The organism is Streptomyces sp. NPDC054757, from assembly GCF_053612185.1.
Window position 1 is genome coordinate 198,946 of the sequence record NZ_JBSHBW010000001.1, and the last position, 21,108, is coordinate 220,053.

General features: G+C 71.9%; 23 protein-coding genes. 14 read left to right on the top strand and 9 right to left on the bottom strand.

All coding sequences use genetic code 11. The features are described 5' to 3' along the window. The first annotated feature begins 4 nt into the window (after positions 1-4). Together ACWGKJ_RS00865 and ACWGKJ_RS00870 are read left to right on the top strand one after the other, a co-directional pair. Positions 5-1,462: an aldehyde dehydrogenase family protein gene (locus ACWGKJ_RS00865; RefSeq protein ID WP_385021098.1), complete on the top strand. Its 1,458-nt coding sequence runs from the start codon at positions 5-7 to the stop codon at positions 1,460-1,462. Beyond that, positions 1,462-2,358: an aldehyde dehydrogenase family protein gene (locus ACWGKJ_RS00870; RefSeq protein ID WP_385020827.1), complete on the top strand. Its 897-nt coding sequence runs from the start codon at positions 1,462-1,464 to the stop codon at positions 2,356-2,358. The genes ACWGKJ_RS00865 and ACWGKJ_RS00870 overlap by 1 nt, the downstream gene beginning before the upstream one ends. Positions 2,359-2,548: 190 nt before the next feature. Here ACWGKJ_RS00870 and ACWGKJ_RS00875 read toward each other — a convergent pair whose 3' ends face one another. Next, entirely contained in the window at positions 2,549-2,929 is a 381-nt protein-coding gene (locus tag ACWGKJ_RS00875; RefSeq protein WP_385034196.1) for a hypothetical protein, read from the bottom strand. 130 nt (positions 2,930-3,059) lie between these two features. Between ACWGKJ_RS00875 and ACWGKJ_RS00880 the strand changes: the two genes are divergently transcribed. After that, on the top strand, positions 3,060-3,737 hold the full coding sequence (locus tag ACWGKJ_RS00880) for a uridine kinase family protein (RefSeq protein ID WP_453315650.1): 678 nt from the start codon (positions 3,060-3,062) through the stop codon (positions 3,735-3,737). 216 nt (positions 3,738-3,953) lie between these two features. Here ACWGKJ_RS00880 and ACWGKJ_RS00885 read toward each other — a convergent pair whose 3' ends face one another. Together ACWGKJ_RS00885 and ACWGKJ_RS00890 are read right to left on the bottom strand one after the other, a co-directional pair. Next, entirely contained in the window at positions 3,954-4,913 is a 960-nt protein-coding gene (locus ACWGKJ_RS00885) for an SAM-dependent methyltransferase (protein WP_385025279.1), read from the bottom strand. A gap of 77 nt (positions 4,914-4,990) precedes the next feature. After that, positions 4,991-5,611: an ATP-binding protein gene (locus tag ACWGKJ_RS00890; RefSeq protein ID WP_385025276.1), complete on the bottom strand. Its 621-nt coding sequence runs from the start codon at positions 5,609-5,611 to the stop codon at positions 4,991-4,993. Positions 5,612-5,802: 191 nt separating this feature from the next. Here ACWGKJ_RS00890 and ACWGKJ_RS00895 point away from each other — a divergent pair, with 191 nt between their 5' ends. Continuing rightward, entirely contained in the window at positions 5,803-6,039 is a 237-nt protein-coding gene (locus ACWGKJ_RS00895; protein ID WP_385025273.1) for a DUF397 domain-containing protein, read from the top strand. A gap of 101 nt (positions 6,040-6,140) precedes the next feature. After that, entirely contained in the window at positions 6,141-7,052 is a 912-nt protein-coding gene (locus tag ACWGKJ_RS00900; RefSeq protein WP_385025270.1) for a DUF5753 domain-containing protein, read from the top strand. A gap of 219 nt (positions 7,053-7,271) precedes the next feature. On the opposite strand, the gene ACWGKJ_RS00905 is transcribed toward ACWGKJ_RS00900, so the two are convergent. After that, positions 7,272-8,030 (bottom strand): SigE family RNA polymerase sigma factor, encoded by a 759-nt coding sequence (locus ACWGKJ_RS00905; RefSeq protein WP_385025267.1) that lies wholly within the window; start codon positions 8,028-8,030, stop codon positions 7,272-7,274. 262 nt (positions 8,031-8,292) lie between these two features. Here ACWGKJ_RS00905 and afsQ1 point away from each other — a divergent pair, with 262 nt between their 5' ends. The 5 genes from afsQ1 to ACWGKJ_RS00930 all read left to right on the top strand — a co-directional run bounded on the left by afsQ1 (position 8,293) and on the right by ACWGKJ_RS00930 (position 12,078). Beyond that, positions 8,293-8,970, top strand: a complete 678-nt coding sequence (gene afsQ1, locus ACWGKJ_RS00910) for a two-component system response regulator AfsQ1 (RefSeq protein ID WP_385025264.1) — start codon at positions 8,293-8,295, stop codon at positions 8,968-8,970. Continuing rightward, positions 8,967-10,466: an ATP-binding protein gene (locus ACWGKJ_RS00915; protein ID WP_385025261.1), complete on the top strand. Its 1,500-nt coding sequence runs from the start codon at positions 8,967-8,969 to the stop codon at positions 10,464-10,466. Before afsQ1 ends, ACWGKJ_RS00915 begins: the two co-directional genes overlap by 4 nt. Continuing rightward, positions 10,463-11,074, top strand: a complete 612-nt coding sequence (locus ACWGKJ_RS00920) for a hypothetical protein (RefSeq protein WP_385025258.1) — start codon at positions 10,463-10,465, stop codon at positions 11,072-11,074. Before ACWGKJ_RS00915 ends, ACWGKJ_RS00920 begins: the two co-directional genes overlap by 4 nt. A 163-nt stretch (positions 11,075-11,237) precedes the next feature. Beyond that, on the top strand, positions 11,238-11,819 hold the full coding sequence (locus ACWGKJ_RS00925; protein ID WP_385025256.1) for a VanZ family protein: 582 nt from the start codon (positions 11,238-11,240) through the stop codon (positions 11,817-11,819). Positions 11,820-11,877: 58 nt separating this feature from the next. Then, complete coding sequence (locus ACWGKJ_RS00930) at positions 11,878-12,078, top strand: PspC domain-containing protein (RefSeq protein WP_385025253.1); 201 nt, start codon at positions 11,878-11,880, stop codon at positions 12,076-12,078. Positions 12,079-12,191: 113 nt separating this feature from the next. Here the strand turns inward: ACWGKJ_RS00930 and ACWGKJ_RS00935 are convergent, their stop codons facing one another. Together ACWGKJ_RS00935 and ACWGKJ_RS00940 are read right to left on the bottom strand one after the other, a co-directional pair. Continuing rightward, the gene (locus ACWGKJ_RS00935) at positions 12,192-12,521 is read right to left on the bottom strand and encodes an ATP-binding protein (RefSeq protein WP_385025250.1); all 330 of its coding nucleotides are present in this window, start codon (positions 12,519-12,521) and stop codon (positions 12,192-12,194) included. A gap of 127 nt (positions 12,522-12,648) precedes the next feature. Beyond that, positions 12,649-13,803 carry an adenosine deaminase gene (locus ACWGKJ_RS00940; protein WP_385025247.1) on the bottom strand — a complete coding sequence of 385 codons (1,155 nt, stop codon included), beginning with the start codon at positions 13,801-13,803 and terminating at the stop codon, positions 12,649-12,651. Between the two features lie 103 nt (positions 13,804-13,906). Between ACWGKJ_RS00940 and ACWGKJ_RS00945 the strand changes: the two genes are divergently transcribed. Next, positions 13,907-14,668, top strand: a complete 762-nt coding sequence (locus tag ACWGKJ_RS00945) for an alpha/beta hydrolase (RefSeq protein WP_385025244.1) — start codon at positions 13,907-13,909, stop codon at positions 14,666-14,668. 9 nt (positions 14,669-14,677) lie between these two features. Here the strand turns inward: ACWGKJ_RS00945 and ACWGKJ_RS00950 are convergent, their stop codons facing one another. Then, on the bottom strand, positions 14,678-15,589 hold the full coding sequence (locus ACWGKJ_RS00950) for a LysR family transcriptional regulator (RefSeq protein WP_385025241.1): 912 nt from the start codon (positions 15,587-15,589) through the stop codon (positions 14,678-14,680). Positions 15,590-15,684: 95 nt separating this feature from the next. Here ACWGKJ_RS00950 and ACWGKJ_RS00955 point away from each other — a divergent pair, with 95 nt between their 5' ends. Further along, positions 15,685-16,842, top strand: a complete 1,158-nt coding sequence (locus ACWGKJ_RS00955) for a nuclear transport factor 2 family protein (protein ID WP_385025238.1) — start codon at positions 15,685-15,687, stop codon at positions 16,840-16,842. Between the two features lie 43 nt (positions 16,843-16,885). On the opposite strand, the gene ACWGKJ_RS00960 is transcribed toward ACWGKJ_RS00955, so the two are convergent. Continuing rightward, positions 16,886-17,626 carry an AraC family transcriptional regulator gene (locus ACWGKJ_RS00960; RefSeq protein ID WP_385025295.1) on the bottom strand — a complete coding sequence of 247 codons (741 nt, stop codon included), beginning with the start codon at positions 17,624-17,626 and terminating at the stop codon, positions 16,886-16,888. Positions 17,627-17,702: 76 nt separating this feature from the next. On the opposite strand from ACWGKJ_RS00960, the gene ACWGKJ_RS00965 reads away from it, so the two are divergent. Further along, entirely contained in the window at positions 17,703-18,545 is an 843-nt protein-coding gene (locus tag ACWGKJ_RS00965) for an NAD(P)H-binding protein (protein ID WP_385025235.1), read from the top strand. Positions 18,546-18,769: 224 nt separating this feature from the next. Here the strand turns inward: ACWGKJ_RS00965 and ACWGKJ_RS00970 are convergent, their stop codons facing one another. Next, positions 18,770-19,723: a LysR family transcriptional regulator gene (locus tag ACWGKJ_RS00970; RefSeq protein WP_385025232.1), complete on the bottom strand. Its 954-nt coding sequence runs from the start codon at positions 19,721-19,723 to the stop codon at positions 18,770-18,772. Positions 19,724-19,785: 62 nt separating this feature from the next. Between ACWGKJ_RS00970 and ACWGKJ_RS00975 the strand changes: the two genes are divergently transcribed. Next, positions 19,786-21,057, top strand: a complete 1,272-nt coding sequence (locus ACWGKJ_RS00975) for an MFS transporter (protein ID WP_385025229.1) — start codon at positions 19,786-19,788, stop codon at positions 21,055-21,057. The last annotated feature ends 51 nt before the right edge of the window (positions 21,058-21,108 follow it).

The window sequence follows — 21,108 nt, forward strand, 5'->3', positions numbered from 1 at the left end:
GGCTCTGTCATCCGCATTCGAGTACGCACCGGCCCCCGAGTCGCGTTCCGTCGTCGACATCGCCCCCTCCTACGGGCTCTTCATCGACGGCGAGTTCACCGAGTCGGCGGACGGCAAGGTCTTCAAGACGGTCAGCCCGTCCACCGAGGAGGTCCTCTCCGAGGTCGCCCGCGCGGGCACCGCCGATGTGGACCGCGCCGTGCAGGCGGCCCGCAAGGCGTTCGTGAAGTGGTCGGCGCTGCCCGGCTCCGAGCGCGCCAAGTACCTCTTCCGTATCGCCCGGATCATCCAGGAGCGCTCGCGCGAGCTGGCCGTCCTGGAGACCCTGGACAACGGCAAGCCGATCAAGGAGACCCGCGACGCGGACCTCCCGCTGGTCGCCGCGCACTTCTTCTACTACGCGGGCTGGGCCGACAAGCTCGACCACGCGGGCTTCGGTGCGAATCCCCGGCCGCTGGGCGTCGCGGGCCAGGTCATCCCGTGGAACTTCCCACTCCTCATGCTCGCCTGGAAGATCGCCCCGGCGCTCGCCACCGGCAACACCGTGGTGCTCAAGCCGGCCGAGACGACCCCGCTGAGCGCGCTGTTCTTCGCGGACATCTGCCGCCAGGCGGGCCTGCCGAAGGGCGTCGTCAACATCCTCCCCGGTTACGGGGACGCGGGCGCCGCACTCGTCGGGCACCCGGACGTCGACAAGGTGGCCTTCACCGGCTCCACCGCCGTCGGCAAGGCCATCGCCCGCTCCGTCGCGGGGACCGACAAGAAGGTCACCCTGGAGCTGGGCGGCAAGGGCGCGAACATCGTCTTCGACGACGCGCCCGTCGACCAGGCCGTCGAGGGCATCGTCACCGGCATCTTCTTCAACCAGGGCCAGGTCTGCTGCGCGGGCTCGCGGCTGCTGGTCCAGGAGTCGGTGCAGGAGGAGGTGCTCGACGCGCTGAAGCGGCGGCTCGCCACCCTGCGCCTCGGCGACCCGCTCGACAAGAACACCGACATCGGTGCGATCAACTCGGCCGAGCAGCTGGCCCGTATCCAGAAGCTCGTGGAGACCGGCGAGGCGGAGGGCGCCGAGCGCTGGTCGCCCGCGTGCGAACTCCCCACGTCCGGCTACTGGTTCGCGCCGACGCTCTTCACCGGCGTCACGCAGGCGCACACCGTCGCCCGCGACGAGATCTTCGGCCCGGTCCTGTCGGTGCTGTCGTTCCGTACGCCCGACGAGGCCGTCGCCAAGGCCAACAACACGCAGTACGGCCTGTCCGCCGGTATCTGGACGGAGAAGGGTTCGCGCATCCTCGCGGTCGCGAACAGGCTCCGGGCCGGTGTGGTGTGGGCCAACACGTTCAACAAGTTCGATCCGACCTCGCCCTTCGGCGGCTACAAGGAATCGGGCTACGGCCGCGAGGGCGGCCGGCACGGCCTGGAGGCGTACCTCGCCCCGTCGAGCCCGGAGGGCAAGCGCTGATGAGCACCGAGCAGCAGAACCGGCTGAGCGTCTTCAAGACCTACAAGCTGTACGTCGGGGGCAAGTTCCCCCGCTCCGAAAGCGGGCGCGTGTACGAGGTGACCGACCCCAAGGGCAACTGGCTGGCCAACGCCCCGAAGTCCTCCCGCAAGGACGCCAGGGACGCGGTCGTCGCCGCGCGCAAGGCGTTCGGCGGCTGGTCGGGCGCGACCGCGTACAACAGGGGCCAGGTCCTCTACCGGGTGGCCGAGATGCTGGAGGGCCGCCGGGACCAGTTCGTACGCGAAGTGGCGGACGCCGACGGCATCTCGAAGTCGAAGGCGGGCGCCGTGGTGGACGCGGCGGTCGACCGCTGGGTCTGGTACGCGGGGTGGACCGACAAGATCGGCCAGATCACGGGCGGGGCGAACCCGGTCGCGGGGCCGTTCTTCAATCTGTCGACCCCGGAGCCGACCGGCGTGGTGGCGGTGCTCGCCCCGCAGGAGTCGTCGTTCCTCGGCCTGGTGTCGGTCGTCGCGCCGGTCATCGCGACCGGGAACACCGCGGTCGTCATCGCATCCGAGAAGTCCCCGCTGCCCGCGCTCTCGCTCGGCGAGGTCCTGGCGACATCGGACGTGCCGGGCGGGGTGGTCAATGTGCTGTCCGGGCGGACGGCGGAGATCGCCGCACCGCTCGCCGCGCACCAGGACGTCAACGCCATCGACCTGGCAGGTGCGGACACCGATCTGGCACGCGAACTGGAGATCGCGGCTGCGGACAACCTCAAGCGGGTGCTGCGTCCACAGGCTGTGGACTTCTCGGCCACGCCCGGCACGGAGCGGCTCACGGCGTTCCTGGAGACGAAGACGGTCTGGCACCCGACGGGCGCGCTGGGCGTATCGGGCTCGTCGTACTGAGCCGGTAGGGGGCAGCGGTACGGAGGCCCCGCCGCCGCGGAACGCCGAGTTCTGCGGCGGCGGGGCCTCTCCCGTACGCGGGCCTGCCGGGTGTGCGGGATTCTCCGGTACGCGGAACCTTCCGGTGCGCGGGCCCTGCCCGTACCCGGAACCCTCCGGTACGCGGCCCACGGGCCGCCCCTCCGCCCCTTCAGCGGCCGGGCAGCAGGTCCTTGAGCGCACCGCCGCTGGTCAGCGGAGAGGTGAGCAGGGCCGTGGAGACCGGCTTGAAGTCGGCGACCTGGGTGCCGACCGCGTTGTCGAGCGGGTCGACCCCGGTCTTGGCCAGCGGGTCGAGCTGGAGGCTGGTCACCGGCGCGGTGGCGTACCCGAGCGCACCGGTCAGGACGCGGACCGGCGAAGGACCGAGGCTGCCGAGGGCCGCGGTGGGGCCGCTCAAAGGGGTGGCCGCAGGCGTGGCGGCCTGGGCGGCCGCACCGCCCATACCGAGCGCCGCCCCGGCCACGGTGACGGTGAGACCGATACGGAGCAGGGAGTTCCGCCGGGGTGAGGGAGCTGCATGTGTTGCCATGGGATTCCTGACTCGCAGAGTAAGCGGATGCGCACAAAGAGTAGTTGCTGAGCGCTGTCCGCTCCAAAGACCGCGACAACCTCACTCCTGGGAGTGGTCAGGACCGCCCGATGCGGGAGAATGTCCTCCCGTGAGTTCCTCCCAGCCCATACCGGCCCGCGTCGTCCTGCTCGCGGGCCCCTCCGGATCCGGCAAGTCGTCTCTCGCGGAGCGCGCGGACCTGCCCGTGCTGCGCCTGGACGACTTCTACAAGGAGGCAGGCGACCCGACACTGCCGCAGGTCCCCGGCAGCCCCGACATCGACTGGGACTCACCGCTGTCCTGGGACGCGGACGCGGCGGTCACCGCGGTCCAGGAGCTGTGCCGGACCGGCCGTACGACCGTGCCGGTGTACGACATCGCCGCCAGTGCCCGCACCGGCCACGAGGCCCTGGACATCGGCCCGGCGGCCGTCTTCATCGCGGAAGGCATCTTCGCCGCCGACATCGTGCGGCGGTGCGAGGAGCTGGGTCTGCTGGCGGACGCGCTCTGTCTGCGCGGGCGGCCCTCCACCACGTTCCGGCGGCGGCTGATGCGGGATCTGCGCGAGGGGCGGAAGTCCGTTCCGTTCCTGCTGCGGCGGGGGTGGCGGCTGATGCGGGCCGAACGGGGCATCGTGGCACGGCAGACGGGTCTGGGCGCGTACCCGTGCGACAAGCGGGAGGCGTTGGGCCGGCTGGCGGCGGCCGGTGCGCCGTCCGGGGCCACGGGTCCGGCCGCCCGGCAGGCGGATGCGGCCCGGCCGTCCCCTGCCGCCCGGCAGGTCTGAGCGGCAGGGGACCGGCAGGTCCGAGCGGCGCTCCCAGCCGACCGGATCCCCCACCGGCCGAATCCCACATCGGCCAGTTTCCCCACCGGCCGGTTCTGCCACCGGCCGGTCCGGCCCGGCTGCGGTCCGGGCTGCGCTCCCCCGCCGACCCGCGTGGCCCGGCTGTGAACCAGCGCGGCCCCCTCCGGCCCGCCCGGACCCGTAACAGCCCTGCGGTCAGCTCTCCTTGATGGCGACGCCCACCCAGACCGGGACCTTGCCGTAATCGCCCGCGGCACCGTCGACCCCACCGGCCGCCCCGCCACCGGCACCTCCGCCGTCGGACGTGCCGACCACGGTCAGGAGGCGATCCGCCGTGCCGGTCTCCGCGCCCGGGCCGCCGCCCCCTTCCCCTTCCTCCTCCGGTTCCGGCCGCCACTGGTCCGGCACGACAATGCCCGGCTCGACCAGGGTCATGCCGTCGAAGAAGCGGGCCACCTCGTCCTTGGTACGGGCCTTCAGATGCGACCCCGACGCCCTGAAGTCCGCCTCAAGAGCGCCGGATCCGGCCCGGTCGAGGTCGCGCGCGAGATGGGTGATCACCACATGACTGCCCGGCGCCAGCTCCCGGGTCAGCCGCCGCACCACCGCGTACGGGTCGGAGTCCGCGGGCAGCCAGTGCAGCAGCAGACACATGCTCAGCGCCACCGGCCTGCCGAGGTCCAGCGTCTCGTGCAGCGCGGGGGAGGCGAGTACGGCCTCCGGGTCGGCCGCGTCGGCGTCCAGATAGGCCGTGCGCCCAGAGGGGTGGCCGACGTGCAGCGCCCGTGAATGCGCCAGCACGATCGGGTCGTTGTCCACGTACACCACCCGGCTGTCCGGGGCCACGCCCTGTGCGACCTCGTGCAGATTGGGTGACGTGGGTATGCCGGTGCCGATGTCCAGGAACTGCCGGACACCGGCCTCCGCGGCCAGATACCGCGTCGCCCGGTGCATGAAGGTCCGGTTGGCCAGGGCCGTCGGCCGCGCGGACGGCAGGTTCACGAGCACCTGGTCGGCCATGGCACGGTCCGCCGCGTAGTTGGTCTTGCCGCCCAGCAGGACGTCGTAGACGCGCGCGGGGTGCGGCCGGTCCGTCCGCAGGTCGACGGGCGCCCGTCCGTCCGCCTCCGTGATCCACCCCGGCACATCACCCATCGGGTTCCCCACTCTCGTACTGCGAAGCTCTTGTACGGCGAAGCTCCCGCTGCCGCGAAGCCAACTCCCGCCCGAGCCTAGACGGTTCGCCGTACGGCGACGGGTACCGCGGCGGGTACCGGCCACGGGTCGGCCGCCGCGTACATGTCGGCCGACCTGCTGTCGGGACCTCTGGACCCGGCCGGGCACGAGACCGCGGCCCAGACCGCCTTCCCGTCGATGTCGGGGGTGGTCCAGCCCCAGGTCTCGCTGAGGCAGTCGATGATGTGCAGACCACGGCCCGACTGGGCCAGGAAGTCCGGCTCCTTGAGCCGCGGAACGGCCGTGCTCGGGTCGCAGACCGCGAACAGCACCGTCCCGCGCCTGCGCAGCATGCCCAGCCAGACCGCCTGGCCGGGTGCGGACCAGGCCGGGAGTGCCCCCATTCCGTACCGCAGTGCGTTGCTGAGGAGTTCGGAGACGATGAGCGCCGCGTTGTCGACGAGCGGGCTCAACGCCCAGTCGTGGAGCAGGGATCCGGTGAACCGGCGGCCCTCGCCGACCGCCTGGCCGCCGGCCGGCAGCGCGCAGGCCGTGAAGCGGACGGATGTGGCATCCGTCTCCTCGTGCCGGAAGGCGTCGCGCAACGCACGGCCCAGCAGTCGGTGGACGGTGGGCCCGGGTAAGGCACCTGTTGGTCCGGTCGAGCGGGATGTCATCGCGATCTCCGAGGAGCAGCCAGACGTCACGAGCGGTTGATCGCCGCCCACTATCCCTCCCCGAGGGATGGTGCCGCAACTGCATCTGCAATTACAGTTCCGGCTGACGCAATTGCTCCGGCAAGTGCAGCTGCAATTGCATATGCATGATGCCTGGTCAGACGTGCGCACCGTAACGAGGAGTGGTCAAAATGCGACAGATCGAGAACGGAACCCGGTCCGACCTGATCAAAAATGCAAACTGGAGGAAGAGTCGGCACAGCGCCCCCGGAGGCAACTGCGTGGAGGTCGCCGCCCTCCCCGACGGCAGCGTCGCGATGCGCAACTCCCGCCATCCGCAGGGTCCGGCGCTGGTCTACACGCGTGCGGAGATCGCCGCGTTCCTCGCCGGGGCCAAGGACGGGGAGTTCGACGGCCTCTCCGCCTGAGGCCCCCGGTAGCGCCGGGCACCGTCCTGCTGTACGCACCCCGGGGTCGGATGGAACACTGGCACTCTTCGTGTCCGTCCAGTCGCCTCACGGGAGTTGGCATGACCGCCATACAGCGGCCGAGCAGTGAACAGCTTTCCATAAGGCGGTACCTGGACCACCAGCACATCGGGCCGACGGCGCTGCGCATCCTGCTGGGGGCGCGGCTGCGCAGGCTCCGGCAGGACCGCGATGTCTCGCGGGTGGACGCGGGCCGGGCGATCCGGGCGTCGGACGCCAAGATCACCCGGCTCGAACGCGGTCAGGTCGGCTTCAAACAGCGCGATGTCATCGACCTGCTGACCCTCTACCGGGTACTGGACGAGGAATCGCGGGCCGACTACCTGGAGATGACGCGGCAGGCCAACCTGCCGGGCTGGTGGCACCGGTACAACGACGTGCTGGAGAGCTGGTTCGAGATGCACGTCGGCCTGGAGGAGGCCGCGTCCCTCATCCGTACCTACGAGGTCCAGTTCCTGCCCGGCCTGCTCCAGACACCCGCGTACGCCCGGGTCGTCACCCGCCTCGGCTACCCGAGCGCGCCGGAATCCAGGGTGGACCGGCTGGTCGAACTGCGCATGGAGCGCCAGAAGCTGCTCACCCGGCCGGAGGCTCCCACTCTGTGGGCGGTCGTGGACGAGGCCGTCCTGCGCCGCCCCTTCGGCGGGGCCGAAGTGGTGCGCGGGCAGCTCGAATACCTCATGGAGGTGGCCGAACTGCCCAATGTCACGCTGCAGATCGCCCCGTTCAGCGTGGGCGCGATGGCGGCGGCCGGCACCCCCATCACCATCCTGCGGTTCAACGAACCGGACCTGCCGGACAAGGTCTATCTGGAACAGCTGACGGGCGCGGTCTACCTCGACAAGCAGGAGGAGATCGACCAGTACTCGCTCATCATGGACCGCCTGGTCACCGAGGCGGACCCGCCGCAGGACGCCGGCAGATTCATCAAGAAGCTCCTCGATCAGATGTAGCTCCGCGGACACGGACACCGGACACGGACACCGCGGACACGGGAGCGGGGCTGGACAAGCCCCCCCCGGCCTGTCCAGCCCCGTTCCGCTTCCCCCGTGCTCCCCCGTGTCTTCCCCCGTACCCCCGTTGCCCCCCGTGCTCTCCCCCGGGGCCCCCGCCCCCGTCGTACCCGCTGTCTCCCCCCGGAACAGCGGTCCCTCCCCCGGCCCCCCGGCCCTTCAGGCGACGAGCTCGCCGAAGGACTCCTGCTCGTCACGGCCGAAGCTGAGGACGTCGTCCTCGCGCAGCCGGCGCAGGGAGCGCCAGATGCTGGACTTCACCGTGCCGACACTGATGTCGAGAATCTCCGCGATCTCGGGATCCGTACGGCCCTCGTAGTAACGCAGCACCAGCATCGTGCGCTGCGTCTCGGGCAGCCCGGCCAGCGCCTGCCAGAGCACCGCGCGCAGCTCGGTGCCGCGCATCGCGTCCGTGTCGCCCACCGTCTCCGGGAGCTGCTCGGTCGGGTACTCGTTGAGCTTGCGCCGGCGCCAGGCGCTGATGTGCAGATTGGTCATGGTCCGGCGCAGATACCCGCCGACCGCCGCCTTGTCGCTGATCCGGTCCCAGGCGCGGTACGTGGAGAAGAGCGCGCTCTGGAGCAGGTCCTCGGCCTCGAAGCGGTCACCTGTCAGGTGATAGGCGGTGGCGTACAGGGAGGCGCGGCGTTCCTGCACGTAGGCGGTGAACTCCGCCTCCGACGCGGAGGGCCGCTCCCCCGCTGTCTCCCCGTGCGCCGCCGCCTGGTTCGGTACGGCCGCCTTGGCGACCGCCGCCGGTGCGTCAACGACCGTCATGTACGACGGATGCTGACGCCCGGTGCCACGAGAGCACCCCCGCCCTCCCGCGGCACCGGACTTCTCGGTGTTGCGTGCGGTCACCACGTCGTGGAGCCGCGTGATTACTGCGCCGGAGTTGTTGCTGTGCAGTGTGTTCATCTCGCGCCCCCCGCCGTGGAGTCGTGCTTCGGTCTGTTGGTGAAGAGCTTGCCTCCGCAGTTTCATGGCGGTGTCTGCCGACTGTCACAGGCGCGTTACAAGGGGTGGGGCAGGACGTGATCCGAGTGACAGCAGAGGCGACGGAAGGCCGGTCCCGTACCGCCTGCCGCCCGGTGACGGGAACCTCCACACAGAGTCACAGGAGCGCCCGCAACCCCTCCGGAGGTCGAACTCCCCTGTCCCATGGGCCAGAATGACCTCCGTGCCTTTCCTGTTGCTGATCGAGGACGACGACGCCATCCGTACGGCTCTTGAGCTGTCTCTGTCACGCCAGGGGCACCGGGTGGCCACAGCCGCCACCGGCGAGGACGGTCTCCAGCTGCTGCGTGACCAGCGGCCCGATCTGATCGTGCTGGATGTGATGCTGCCCGGAATCGACGGATTCGAGGTGTGCCGGCGGATCAGACGCACCGACCAGTTGCCGATCATCCTGCTGACCGCGCGCAACGACGACATCGACGTGGTCGTCGGGCTTGAGTCCGGGGCCGACGACTACGTGGTCAAACCGGTGCAGGGCCGGGTGCTCGACGCCCGGATCCGTGCCGTGCTGCGCCGCGGGGAGCGCGAGTCCACCGACTCCGCCGCGTTCGGGAGTCTCGTCATCGACCGCTCGGCGATGACCGTGACGAAGAACGGCGAGGATCTCCAGCTCACCCCGACCGAGCTGCGGCTGCTCCTCGAACTGAGCCGCAGGCCAGGACAGGCGCTCTCCCGCCAGCAGCTGCTGCGGCTGGTCTGGGAGCACGACTACCTCGGGGACTCCCGGCTGGTCGACGCCTGTGTGCAGCGGCTGCGGGCGAAGGTGGAGGACGTGCCGTCCTCGCCGACCCTGATCCGTACGGTCCGCGGTGTCGGCTACCGGCTGGACACGCCTCAGTGACCCGTCTGTCCTTCCACGGGCTGCGCCTGACCAGCCTGCGGCTGCGCCTCGTCGTCGTCTTCGCCCTGGTGGCCCTCACGGCCGCCGTCTCCGCCTCCGGTATCGCGTACTGGCTCAACCGCGAGGCGGTGCTGACGCGTACGCAGGACTCGGCGCTCAAGGACTTCCGGCAGGAGATGCAGAACCGGGCCGCCTCGCTGCCGGTGCAGCCGACGCAGAACGAGCTGCAGACGACGGCGGCGCGGATGGCCGCGTCCAGCAACCCCGGCTACAGCGTGCTGCTCGTCGGCGAGCGGGCCAAGGGCAAACCCGTCATCGGCTACTCCGACCTGGACGCCTTCACGCTCTCCGACGTACCGCACCGGCTCCAGGAGGCGGTGGCCAAGCAGCAGAAGGTCGGCTCGGACCAGCACTCCGCCTACCACCTCTTCTGGCAGCGCGTCACGCTGCACGGGACGCCGTACCTGGTCGGTGGCGCGAAGGTCACCGGAGGCGGCCCCACCGGCTACATGCTCACCTCGCTCGACCAGGAGCGGCAGGACCTCAGCTCGCTCGCCTGGTCGCTGGCGATCGCCACCGCGCTGGCGCTGATCGGCTCGGCGCTGCTCGCCCAGGCCGCAGCGACGACGGTGCTGCGGCCCGTGCAGCGCCTCGGCGAGGCGGCGCGGCGGCTCGGCGAGGGCAAGCTCGACACCCGGCTCAGGGTCTCCGGCACCGATGAGCTGGCCGAGCTGTCCAGGACCTTCAACAAGACGGCGGCGGCGCTGGAGAAGAAGGTCAGCAACATGAGCGAGCGGGAGGAGGCGAGCCGCCGCTTCGTCGCCGACATGTCGCACGAGCTGCGGACCCCGCTGACCGCGATCACCGCGGTATCGGAGGTCCTGGAGGAGGAGGCGGAGAGCCTCGATCCGATGATCGCGCCCGCCGTGCAGCTGGTGGTGAGCGAGACCCGCAGGCTGAACACGCTGGTGGAGAACCTGATGGAGGTCACCCGCTTCGACGCGGGCACGGCCCGGCTGGTGCTGGACGATGTCGACATCGCCGACCAGATCACCGCCTGCATCGATGCCCGCGCCTGGCTCGACGCGGTGGAGCTGGACGCGGACCGCGGCATCATGGTGCGGCTCGACCCGCGCCGCCTCGACGTGATCCTGGCGAACCTGATCGGTAACGCGCTGAAGCACGGCGGCTCGCCGGTCCGGGTCTCGGTACGGATCGAGGGCGGCGAACTGGTCATCGCGGTACGGGACAACGGCCCCGGCATCCCCGAAGAGGTGCTCCCGCACGTCTTCGACCGCTTCTACAAGGCGAGCGCGTCCCGGCCCCGCTCCGAGGGCAGCGGTCTCGGCCTCTCCATCGCGATGGAGAACGCGCACATCCACGGCGGTGACATCACCGCGGCGAACGCACCGGACGGCGGCGCGGTGTTCGCGCTGCGGCTGCCGCGCGAGCCGGTGGACCCGGCCGGGGACGGTCAGGAAGGCGGCGACTCATGAGGGCCGGGCCTTCGAGAGCCGCGGCGACAGCGGTGGGCCTCGCCGCACTGTGCGCGCTGGCGGCCGGGTGCGGCATCCGGAACACTTCCGTACCGGTGGACGCAGGGGCCGCGCCGTCGCGGGTGCCGTGCGACCTCCCCGCGGACGACGGCGCCTCCCAGGAGCCCCAGGGCATCCCGGTCCGGGTCTACCTGGTCTGCGGGAGCCGGCTGGTCCCCGTCGACCGTACGGTGCAGATAGCCGAGGGACGCACGCTCTCGGACGGGGTACGGGTGGCCGGAAAGCTCCTCGACGAACTGCGCGCGAAGCCCAGCGCGTCCGAGCGGGCGGCCGGGTTCAGCACCGATGTGCGGGGCTCCCTCTCGGTGGGTGCGGGACGCAAGGGCGACCCCGCCGGCACACTGCGGCTGAGCCGCGAGCCCGCGGACCTGCCGGCCAACGCGCTGGCCCAGATCGTGTGTACGTACGCGGAGAGCGCGGCGGCCGAGACGGACGGCTCGGTGGTGCTCGGCGGCCCGGAGGGCGACCCGCCGCGCGCGTACTCCTGCACCCAGCAGCTGAAGACCCGGCCGGACGCCGACCCGGAGCTGGGGGACGTACGCCGGTAGTGCGCCCCGCCCCGACCGGAAGGGCGGATGGCCGGAAGGGCGGCGGCTCTGGAGCCGGATGACCGGAAGGGCGGGCTGTCGTGGGGGCCTGGTGGAAATTCGGTGACGGCACGGTGACAAAGTCGGCGGAACCGATGCCACCGCTCACCGCGTCTTGTGGGGCGTGGGTCAAGGTAGGGGCGGTCGCTCCGTCATCCGTTCTCGCGTCGTGGGGGTTCTGCTCCTCGCCGCGCATCTTCTCGTTGTCGGCTGGCTGACCCTGCGCCCGCTGGATGTGATGTGGGTGACCGCTTCGAACTTCACCCCGTTCGCCGGGATCAGGGCGGATCTGGACCTGGGCGCCCTGGAGGCCACCCGCCGGATCGGTGAGGCGCTGCTGCTGCTCGCCCCGCTGGGGGTGCTGCTGCCGCTGGCCGGCGGGCGGCTGCGGGTCTCGCCCTGGGCCTCGCTGGCCCGTACGGTCGCGGCGGGTGCGCTGATCTCGCTGGCCATCGAGCTGTTGCAGACCGGGGTGCCCGGCCAGGTGGTCGATGTGGACTCGGTGCTGCTGAACACGGTGGGGGTCGCGGTGGCGCATGTGCTCGTGGTGCCCGCCGTGCGGTACCGGCTGCGGCGCAGGGGGGCGGAGCGGGCGGAGCGGACCGCCGTCCTCCGGGATGACACCCTCCAGGGGGCTACCCCGACGATTCCCAGGGTCGGGATCGCCCCGTGGAGCGATGCTCTGTACCACCGCCGCGCGTCATGATGGATATACAGGGAGCGCAACGGAACCGCTCCCGCGACGCTTCGCGAAGGAGCCCCACATGTCCGCACTTGTCCGCCCCCGTGAAGGCCGCGTCCTCGGCGGAGTGTGCGCAGCGCTGGCACGGCGCTTTGGTACCTCTGCGACCACGATGCGTGTGATCTTCCTGGTCTCCTGTCTGCTGCCGGGGCCGCAGTTCCTGCTCTATCTGGCGCTGTGGATCCTGGTGCCGGGCGAGAAGTCGCCGTCGGCCGCCTGGTAGTACGGCACACCGCCCACCCGCACACGACGGACGGGGCGCGCACCCTGGGGAGGGGTGTGCGCCCCGTCTTCGCGCGGACCGTCCCCGGCCGCGCCGGGAAAGTCAGCCGGAGATCACTGGCCGATGCCGCTCACCGCGTCCGTCACGGTCCCGGTCGGCAGGCCACCGAGCAGGCCCTTGTTGCCCTGGGCCCCGCTGCCGCCCTTGAGCGCGCGCTTCGCACCGCCGACCGCGTGCCGCCCGGACTGTACGGAGTTGTTCTTGCCGGCCGGGATCTTCGAGGTGACGGCGTTCAGCGGGAGTGTGCTGGTGACCGTACCGAGCGTGCCCGTGACGTCCGGGGTGGCCGGGACGACGGCGGCGGAGGCGGAACCTGCGGCGACCGCGGCGAAGGCGGCACCGAGAACGGCGACACCGAGGGTCTTGGCGGCAGACTGCTTCATGAGGAAAACGTCCTTGCGGGGGGAGGGGAATTGAGCGGCTACGCAAGGTAGCCAGCCGTCACCGCCGCCCGCAAACGCGGCGGGGCGGCCGGAAAGGGTTCATCCCGGCCGCCCCGCGAGGGGAGGGTCAGCGCGCCCCGGCCGCGGAACCACTGGTCACAGCGGTCTGACGGAAGAGCCACTCGGCCTTCAACTCCGCGTATCCCGGCTTGATGACGTCGTTGATCATGGCGAGACGTTCATCGAAAGGAATGAATGCGGATTTCATCGCATTGACTGTGAACCACTGCATGTCGTCGAGCGTGTAGCCGAACGCGTCGACCAGGTGCTCGAACTCGCGGCTCATGGTGGTGCCCGACATCAGCCGGTTGTCCGTGTTGACCGTCGCCCGGAAGTGCAGCTTCCGCAGCAGCCCGATGGGGTGCCCGGCGTACGAGTCGGCGGCCCCGGTCTGCAGGTTCGACGTGGGGCACATCTCCAGCGGGATCCGCTTGTCCCGTACGTAGGAGGCCAGCCGCCCCAGCTGCACGGTGCCGTCGTCGGCGACCTCGATGTCGTCGATGATCCGCACCCCGTGCCCGAGCCGGTCGGCTCCGCACCACTGGAGCGCCTGCCAGATCGACGGCAGCCCGAAGGCCTCACCGGCGTGGATCGTGAAGTGGTTGTTCTCCCGCTTCAGATACTCGAAGGCGTCCAGGTGCCGGGTGGGCGGGAAGCCCGCCTCCGCGCCCGCGATGTCGAAGCCGACGACGCCCAGGTCCCGGTAGCTGTTGGCGAGTTCGGCGATCTCCAGGGCACGGGCCGCGTGCCGCATCGCGGTGAGCAGGGCGCCGACCCGGATCCGGTCGCCGTTCTCCCTGGCCAGCCGCTCGCCCTCGCGGAACCCCTCGTTGACGGCCTCCACGACCTCTTCGAGGGTGAGACCGCCTTCCAGGTGCTGCTCGGGGGCGTACCTGATCTCGGCGTACACGACGCCGTCCTTGGCGAGGTCCTCGGCGCACTCGGCGGCGACCCGCACCAGCGCCTCGCGGGTCTGCATGACGGCGCAGGTGTGCGCGAAGGTCTCCAGATAGCGCTCCAGGGAACCGGAGTCGGCCGCTTCGCGGAACCAGATGCCGAGCTTGTCGGCGTCCGTCTCGGGGAGGGCCGTGTAGCCGGTCGCGCGGGCGAGCTCGATGATCGTGCCGGGGCGCAGGCCCCCGTCGAGGTGATCGTGGAGGAGCACCTTCGGGGCTCGGCCGATCTGATCCGTGGTGGGCGATTGTGTGGTCTGGCTCGTCATCTGGGCACTTTAGCCCCTACGCGCGTAGAACGCTCCCCGCCGATATGTAACAGTGACCGTTCGGAAGGGTGGAGTACACCTCCGCTTCTGAGACTGTTCCGTTATGGCACAGCAAGCACCCGCCCCGCCGGAGGCCAGGCTGGGACCGGCAGTTGGGGCAGGCGGGACACCGTCCGCGGTCAGCGGTGTGGTCCTGCTGCTCCCCGACGGCGACCCGGTCTCCACGCGCCGCTCCTCGCCCCTCCCGTACGTCTCCCTGCGCCCGCCCGCCCGCAGACTGGCCCGCGCGGGCCGCGGCGACGGGCTCGCGGCCCATGTCGTCCGCTACCGCTTCCGCGGCTGGAACGGCACGGACGCGCACCTCGCCGAGGACGCGTCCTGGGCCGTGGACGAGGCGCTGCGGCGGTACGGCGACGTCCCGGTCTGTCTGGCGGGCCACGGGATGGGCGGCCGGGCGGCCCTGCACGCGGCGGGCCACTCCGCGGTCACCTCGGTCCTGGCGGTCGCCCCGTGGCTGCCCGACGACGCCGTGGCCGCCGAACCCGAACCGGTGAAGCAGCTGGTGGGCCGCCAGGTCCTCCTCGTCCACGGCACCACGGACGCACGCTGCGACCCCGAACTCTCCTACCGGCTCGCGGAACGCGCCAAGAAGACCAACCGCGACACCTGCCGCTTCGAAGTCCACTCCGACGGGCACTCGTTGCGCCAGCACCGGTCCGAAGTGGTGGCGCTGGCATCGGACTTCGTACGGGGCGCGCTGTTCTCGCACGCGTACGCACGGCCGGTGGTGGACGCGTTCGCCGCGCCGCCGCCGCTGGGGCTGCGGATGCCGCTGGCCGCCGGGTTCGGCAGGACGCTGGGGTAGCGACCCGGGTCAGGTGCTCTGAGGACCCGCCCGGCCGCCCGGTGCGAAGGCCGCCGCGAGCTGGTCGAGCAGGGGCGCGGCCCAGGGGTGCGGGTCCCGGCGCGGGGTGAGCGTGTAGATGCCGCGGGTCGGGGGATCGGCCAGGGCCACCGTCGTGACGTCGGCCCGCAGCGCGCGCCTCAGCACCCCGGGTATCAGCGCGATGGCGTGACCGGTCGCGACCAGGGCCAGCTTGCCGGGCAGATCGGCCGCGGCGAGGTCGATGCGCGGGCTGACTCCGGCGCGGGCGGCGTGCCGGCGCAGCAGGGCCTCCGAGCCGTCGTTGTCCTCGACCCAGATCTGGTCGGCCAGCGCCCGCATGGGCACCGGGCCCGGCCCGGCCTGCGGATGGCCGGCGGGCAGGACGACGACCATCTCGTCCAGCCCGAGGAACCCGCGGGCGACCCGCGGGTCCTGGGGCAGTCCCGGCGGGGCGTCGGTGACGACGGCCAGGTCGAGATCGCCGGCGCTCACCCGGTGGTGCAGCTCTGCGCTCAGGCCGGGCAGCAGACTCCACCGGACGGACCCGGCCCGCTCCAGCAGGCCCCGGACTGCCTCGGGCACGATCCCCGCGGCGAGCGAGGGTGTCGCGCCGACGGCCAGCGGCCGGCCGGACGTGCCGTCGCCCGTCTCCCGTGCGGCGCGGACGGCGCGTCGGGCCTCGTCGAGCACGGTCCGGGCGTGCCGGTGGAACACCTCACCGGCGGGTGTGGGGCGCACCCCGCGCGCATGACGCTCCAGCAGGGCCACGCCGAGCTGCTGCTCAAGCCCGGCGATCTGCCGGGAGACGGCCGACTGGGTGTGGTGGAGCTCGGCGGCCGCCGCCGAGAGCGACCCGAGTCGGCACACGGTCACAAAGGTCCGCCAGACGGTCAGTTCCATCACTCCAGTATGGCGGAGAGGTATGCGGTCTCCGCAGGGCTTCCCTGCCGAATATGCGCTTGTCGCAGCTGTGGCGGTGCACGAGTCTTGCACTCATGACCACACCGCACACCGTTGCTGTACTCGGCCTGGGGCGCATGGGCGACACGATCGCGACACGACTGGCGGCCCAGGGCCTGGACGTCGTCGGCTGGACCCGCTCCGGGCGTGCCTCCGACGCGGTCAGGACGACCCGTGATCCGGACGAAGCCGTGGCGAAGGCCGATCTCGTACTCCTGGCGCTGTTCGACGGCCCGGCCTGTCTGGAGGTCCTCGACGCCGTCCATGACTCGCTGCGACCGGACGCGGTCGTGCTGAACACCAGCACCATCGCCCCCGCCGAAGCGTCGGCGCTGGCCCGGCGGATCGGCCGGCCCTACGTCCACGCGCCCGTGCTCGGCTCGGTGCCGGCCGTCGCCTCCGGCACCCTGCGGATACTCGCCGCCGCCGACCAGGACACACTCGACCGGGCCCGGCCGGTCCTGGAAGCGCTGGGCACCGTACTGCACGTCGATGACGCCCCGACTGCCGCCGCGCTCAAGCTGGTCGCCAACAACAGCCTGGCCGGCGCCGTCCTCGCGCTGCGCGACTCACTGCGGCAGGCCGATGCTCTCGCGCTGCCCCGCACCCGGGTGCTGGACGTACTCGAACTCGGCCAGCTCGGCGGGCTCGTGGCCCGTAAGCGCACCTTCCTCACCGCCCCTCCCGCCACCGGGACGGCCGACTTCACGATCGGCGCGCTGGCCAAGGACATGGCGCTGCTGGCCGCCGCGTCGGACACCCCGCTGCGCGGCGCGGCCGGCCTGGAAGGCACTCCCGCCGCCCCCGAAGCCGACATCGCCGTCGCCGCCACGGCCCCCGCGGTGGAGGAGGCGGTACTCGAACCGCTGCGCGCCTACATCCGCGGCCACGCGACCGGCGACCCGGCGCACTTCCGTGCCGCGTTCCTTCCCACCGCCCATATCGAGGGGCTCAGGGACGGCGCGTTCGTGTCGTGGCGCCTGGACGAGTACTGCGGCCTCTTCCACGGCCGGCCCGCCCCGGACGAGGCGGCCCGCCGGCGCCGGATCGATGCCGTCGACGTCCACGGCACCGTCGCGACCGCGACCATGACGCTCTCGCACGGCCCGGACACATTCACCGACGTCTTCCTGCTGGTCCACGCCGACAGCGGCTGGCGGATCGCCAACAAGGCGTATCGCAGGCACTTCTGAGTGCGCGTCACCTGACGTGGGGACCCGGCCGCCGGGCCCCGCGTCAGGTGGCGCAGGGCGTCGCTTCGGGAAGCCGGCCCGAGCGGAAGGCGGCCGGTGACACTCCCATCAGGGTCCGGAAGTCGCCCGCCATGTGGGACTGGTCGTAGTACCCGGTGTCGGAGGCGAGGCCGGCCCACTGCGCCGAGCCCGCCCCGGCCAGCACGGTACGGACCCGCTGGATACGGGCGAACCGCTTGGGCGCCAGGCCGATCCGGTCGGTGAACAGTTCGCGCAGATGGCGTTCGCTGACCGACAGCCGCCGGGCCAGCGCGGCGACCCGTTCGCCGGTACCCGACAGCGCATCGACGGCTTCCCTGATGAGTGGGGCGCGTGGGTCCGTACCGCCGTGCAGGCTTTCGAGCAGCGCGGCCTCGATGCACCGCAGGACCGGTTCGGCACCGGTCAGTTCGCCGAGCCGGCGTTCGAGTACGGCGGCTCGGCCGCCCCACAGATCGGTGAGCGGCACGGCCCTGTCCCGCAGTTCGCTGACCGGGACCCCGAAGAGCGACCTGGCGGCGCCGGCCCGCAGCCGGGCGCGCACGCACATCGGCAGCTCCTTGCCCGGATGGTACGAAGCGCGGCTGCGCGGGCCGACCACACGCAGCTCGCCGGTCCCGGGGCCGGTACGGCGGTAGACCAGCGCGGTGGCGGCGTCGGGCAGATGCACCAGCGGCAGAGCCCGGTCGGGCCGCGGCAGCGTCACGTCCGCGATCCAGGGGCGGAGCGCGGGTGCCGGGATCATCGTGTCCACACCGGCCACTCTACGACCGCCGGTTTTTCCTATATCCGCCCGGCGGTACGGCGGCAGAGTGCTCGTCATGATCCTTGTTACGGGTGCGACGGGCACCATAGGTACCGAAGTGGTCCGGCTGCTGGCCGAGCGCGGCGAGCGGGTACGGGCCATGACACGGAAGCCGGAAGGCGCGAAGCTGCCGGCCGAGGTCGTACGGGGGGACTTCGACGACCGTGACTCCCTCGACAGCGCGGTGGCCGGGGCCGACGCCGTCTTCCTCCTCGACGCGCCGGGGCCGTGGATCGAGCGGCACGACCTGGCGGTACTCGACGCCGTACGGGCCCATGGCGTCGGGCGAGTGGTCAAGCTGTCGGCCATCGGAACCGGCGAGCACACCGCACTCAGGACGAGCGTCTGGCACGGCCCCGGCGAACACGCGCTCCGGGCGGGCGACGCGGCCTGGACCATCCTCAGGCCGAGCAGCTTCGCCACCAACAGCCTGCACTGGGCCGCGACCATCAGGGCGGGACAGCCCATCGCCAATCTGACCGGGAAGGGCGCCCAGGGGGTGATCGACCCCCGGGACGTGGCCGAGGTGGCGGTCGCCGCGCTGACCACGTCCGGCCACTCGGGCAGGACCTACACACTGACCGGACCGGAGCTGCTGAGCACACCCGACCAGGCGGAGATCCTGCGGACGGCGCTCGGCCGCCCGGTCGAGACCGTCGACGTACCGCTGGACGTGGCGAAGGAGCAGATGATCGCCGCCGGGCGGGACCCTGAATTCGCCGAAGGCGCGATACTCGGCCAGCAGTTCATCGCCTCGGGCGGCAACGCCCGGCTGACCGACGAGGTGACGGCGGTCCTGGGCCGCCGGGCCCGCACCTACGCGGCCTGGGCCGCCGATCACCGGGCCGCGTTCGACTAAGGGCTGTCTTCCGTCCGGATCAGGCCGACCGGGCGGTCGCGGACGGTGTCGGACGGTGGCCGGTGCTCTGCGGCGATCCGGTGCCGGACGGTGGCCGGTGCTCTGCGGCGATCCGGTGCCAGACAGCTACGGGGGTCCCGCGGTCAGCCGGTGTCAGACGGCCAACCGCATCCAGCGACATCCACCGGCATCCACCGGCGGCACGGGCGGGCGCGTCCGTGCCGCTAATCCGGCAGCAGCCGCCCCCGCCGGGCCAGCAGGAACTGTTTGAACGCGGCCACCGGGACCGTGTCCGGGTGGCCGTCGAGCCAGGCCACCCCGATCTCCCGCACCGCACGCGGCGCGGTCACCGCCAGCTCCACCACCCCCGGCCTGGCCACCGCGGGCGGCGGCAGCAGCGCCACCCCGAGCCCCGCCGCGACCAGCCCGCGCAGCGTCTCCGCCTCCTCGCCCTCGAAGGCGATCCGCGGGGTGAAACCGGCCTCCGCGCACAGGTCGTCGGTGATACGGCGCAGCCCGAACCCCGGTTCCAGCGTCACAAAGCTCTCGTCGGCGGCCTCGGCAAGCCTGACCCGCCTGCGGCGCGCGAGCCGGTGGTCGTCCGGCACCACCAGCCGCAGCCGCTGTTCGTCCAGGCGCCGGGCGACCAGACCGGGCGCGTCCGGCACCGGGGAGGTCAGGCAGAGGTCGAGTTCCCCGGCGCGCAGCCGTTTGATCATCGCCTCGCCGTAGTTCTGCACGAGCTGGAACCGCACCCGCGGGTGGTCGGCCCGGAAGGCGCGGATCAGTCCGGGCACCGTCTCGGGGCCCAGGGTGTGCAGAAAGCCGAAGGTGATCCGGCCCGACGCGGGATCGGCGTCCGCCCGTACGGATTCCGCGGCCCGCTCGACCTCGGTGAGCGCCCGCTCCACCGTCGGCAGGAGCGTCCGGCCCGCGGGCGTCAGCGAGACGGAGCGGCCCCTGCGGGCGAACAGCGCCACCCCCAGGTCCGCTTCGAGCCTGACCATCGCGCGCGAGAGGGTCGACTGCGGCACCGCCAACTCGTGTGCGGCCCGGGTGACATGCTCGTGGCGCGCGACCGCCTCGAAGTACGCCAGCCGGGGCGCGAGCAGCAGCCGGATGTCTTCTTCGTAACTCCTGGATGACAGCCGCGGCTGTGAGCTGTGCTGATGCGCCATGGGAACGATTATGGCCAGTCCGTGCATTGGACGCATCAAAGGCCCGGACCTACGTTCGGAGCATGCCTCCTGCCAGTACCGGGGCACTCACCACCGTGGGTGCCTCCGCCGCGCCGTCCCAGCCCGAGCAGCTCGCACCAGGGCGCCCCGGCTACCGCCGCATGAGCTTCGCGCTCTTCTCCGCGGGCATGGCGACCTTCGCCCTGCTCTACTCCACCCAGGCCCTGCTGCCCGCGATCAGCTCCGGCCTCGGCGCCACGGCCGGACAGGCCAGCTGGACGGTCTCGGCGGCCACCGGCGGACTCGCCGTGTTCGTGCTGCCGCTGAGCGCGCTGTCCGAACGGTTCGGGCGGCGCACGATGATGACGGCGTCCCTCACGGTCGCGGTCGCCATCGGCCTGCTGGTGCCGTTCGTACCGGATGTGGGCTCCCTGATCGCGCTGCGGGCGCTGCAGGGCGCGGCGCTCGCCGGGCTTCCGGCGTCGGCGATGGCCTTCCTCGCCGAGGAGGTGCGGCCGAGGGCGCTGGTCGCCGCGATCGGGCTGTTCGTCGCGGGGAACTCCATCGGCGGTATGAGCGGCCGCATCCTGGCCGGCTGGGTAGCCCAGGCCGCGGGCTGGCGCATGGCGCTCGGCGCGATCGGTGTGCTGTCGGTCGTCTGCGCGGTCGTCTTCCGGCTGATGCTCCCCCGGGCCCGGAACTTCACCGCGGTCCCGCTCGACCCGCGCGCCCTCGGCCGTATCGTCGCGTCCCACGTCGGCGACCCACTGCTGCGCAGGCTGTACGCGATCGGCGCGCTCTTCATGACGGTGTTCGGGGCGGTCTACACGGTGATCGGCTACCGGCTGGTGGGGGCGCCGTTCAGCCTGCCGCAGGGTCTGGTCGGCTCGGTCTTCCTGGTCTATCTCGTCGGTACGGTCTCCTCCGCCACGGCCGGCCGCCTCGTCGGCCGGCTGGGCCGCAGGGGCGCGCTCTACCTCGCGGTGTCGACGACCGCGGCGGGGCTGCTGCTCTCGCTGGCCGACGCGATCGCGGCGGTCCTCCTGGGCCTCGTCCTGATCACCGCCGGGTTCTTCGCCGGGCACGCCGTCGCCTCCTCGTCCGTGAGCCACACGGCGAAGAAGGGCCGCGCGCAGGCGTCGGCGCTGTACCAGTCCGCGTACTACCTGGGCAGCAGCGCGGGCGGCGTGCTCGGAGCTGCGGCCTTCCACGCCGGGGGCTGGGCGGGGACGGTGGGGCTGGGACTGCTCGCGGTGCTCGGTGTCCTGTCGATCACGCTGTACGGGTCGCACAGCGCGCGGGCGGCGGGGCGGACACCGGTGACCGGCGCCTGACCGACGCCCCGTCCGCGCCCGGCCGGGTGCCCCATTCCCGCCCGGCAGATT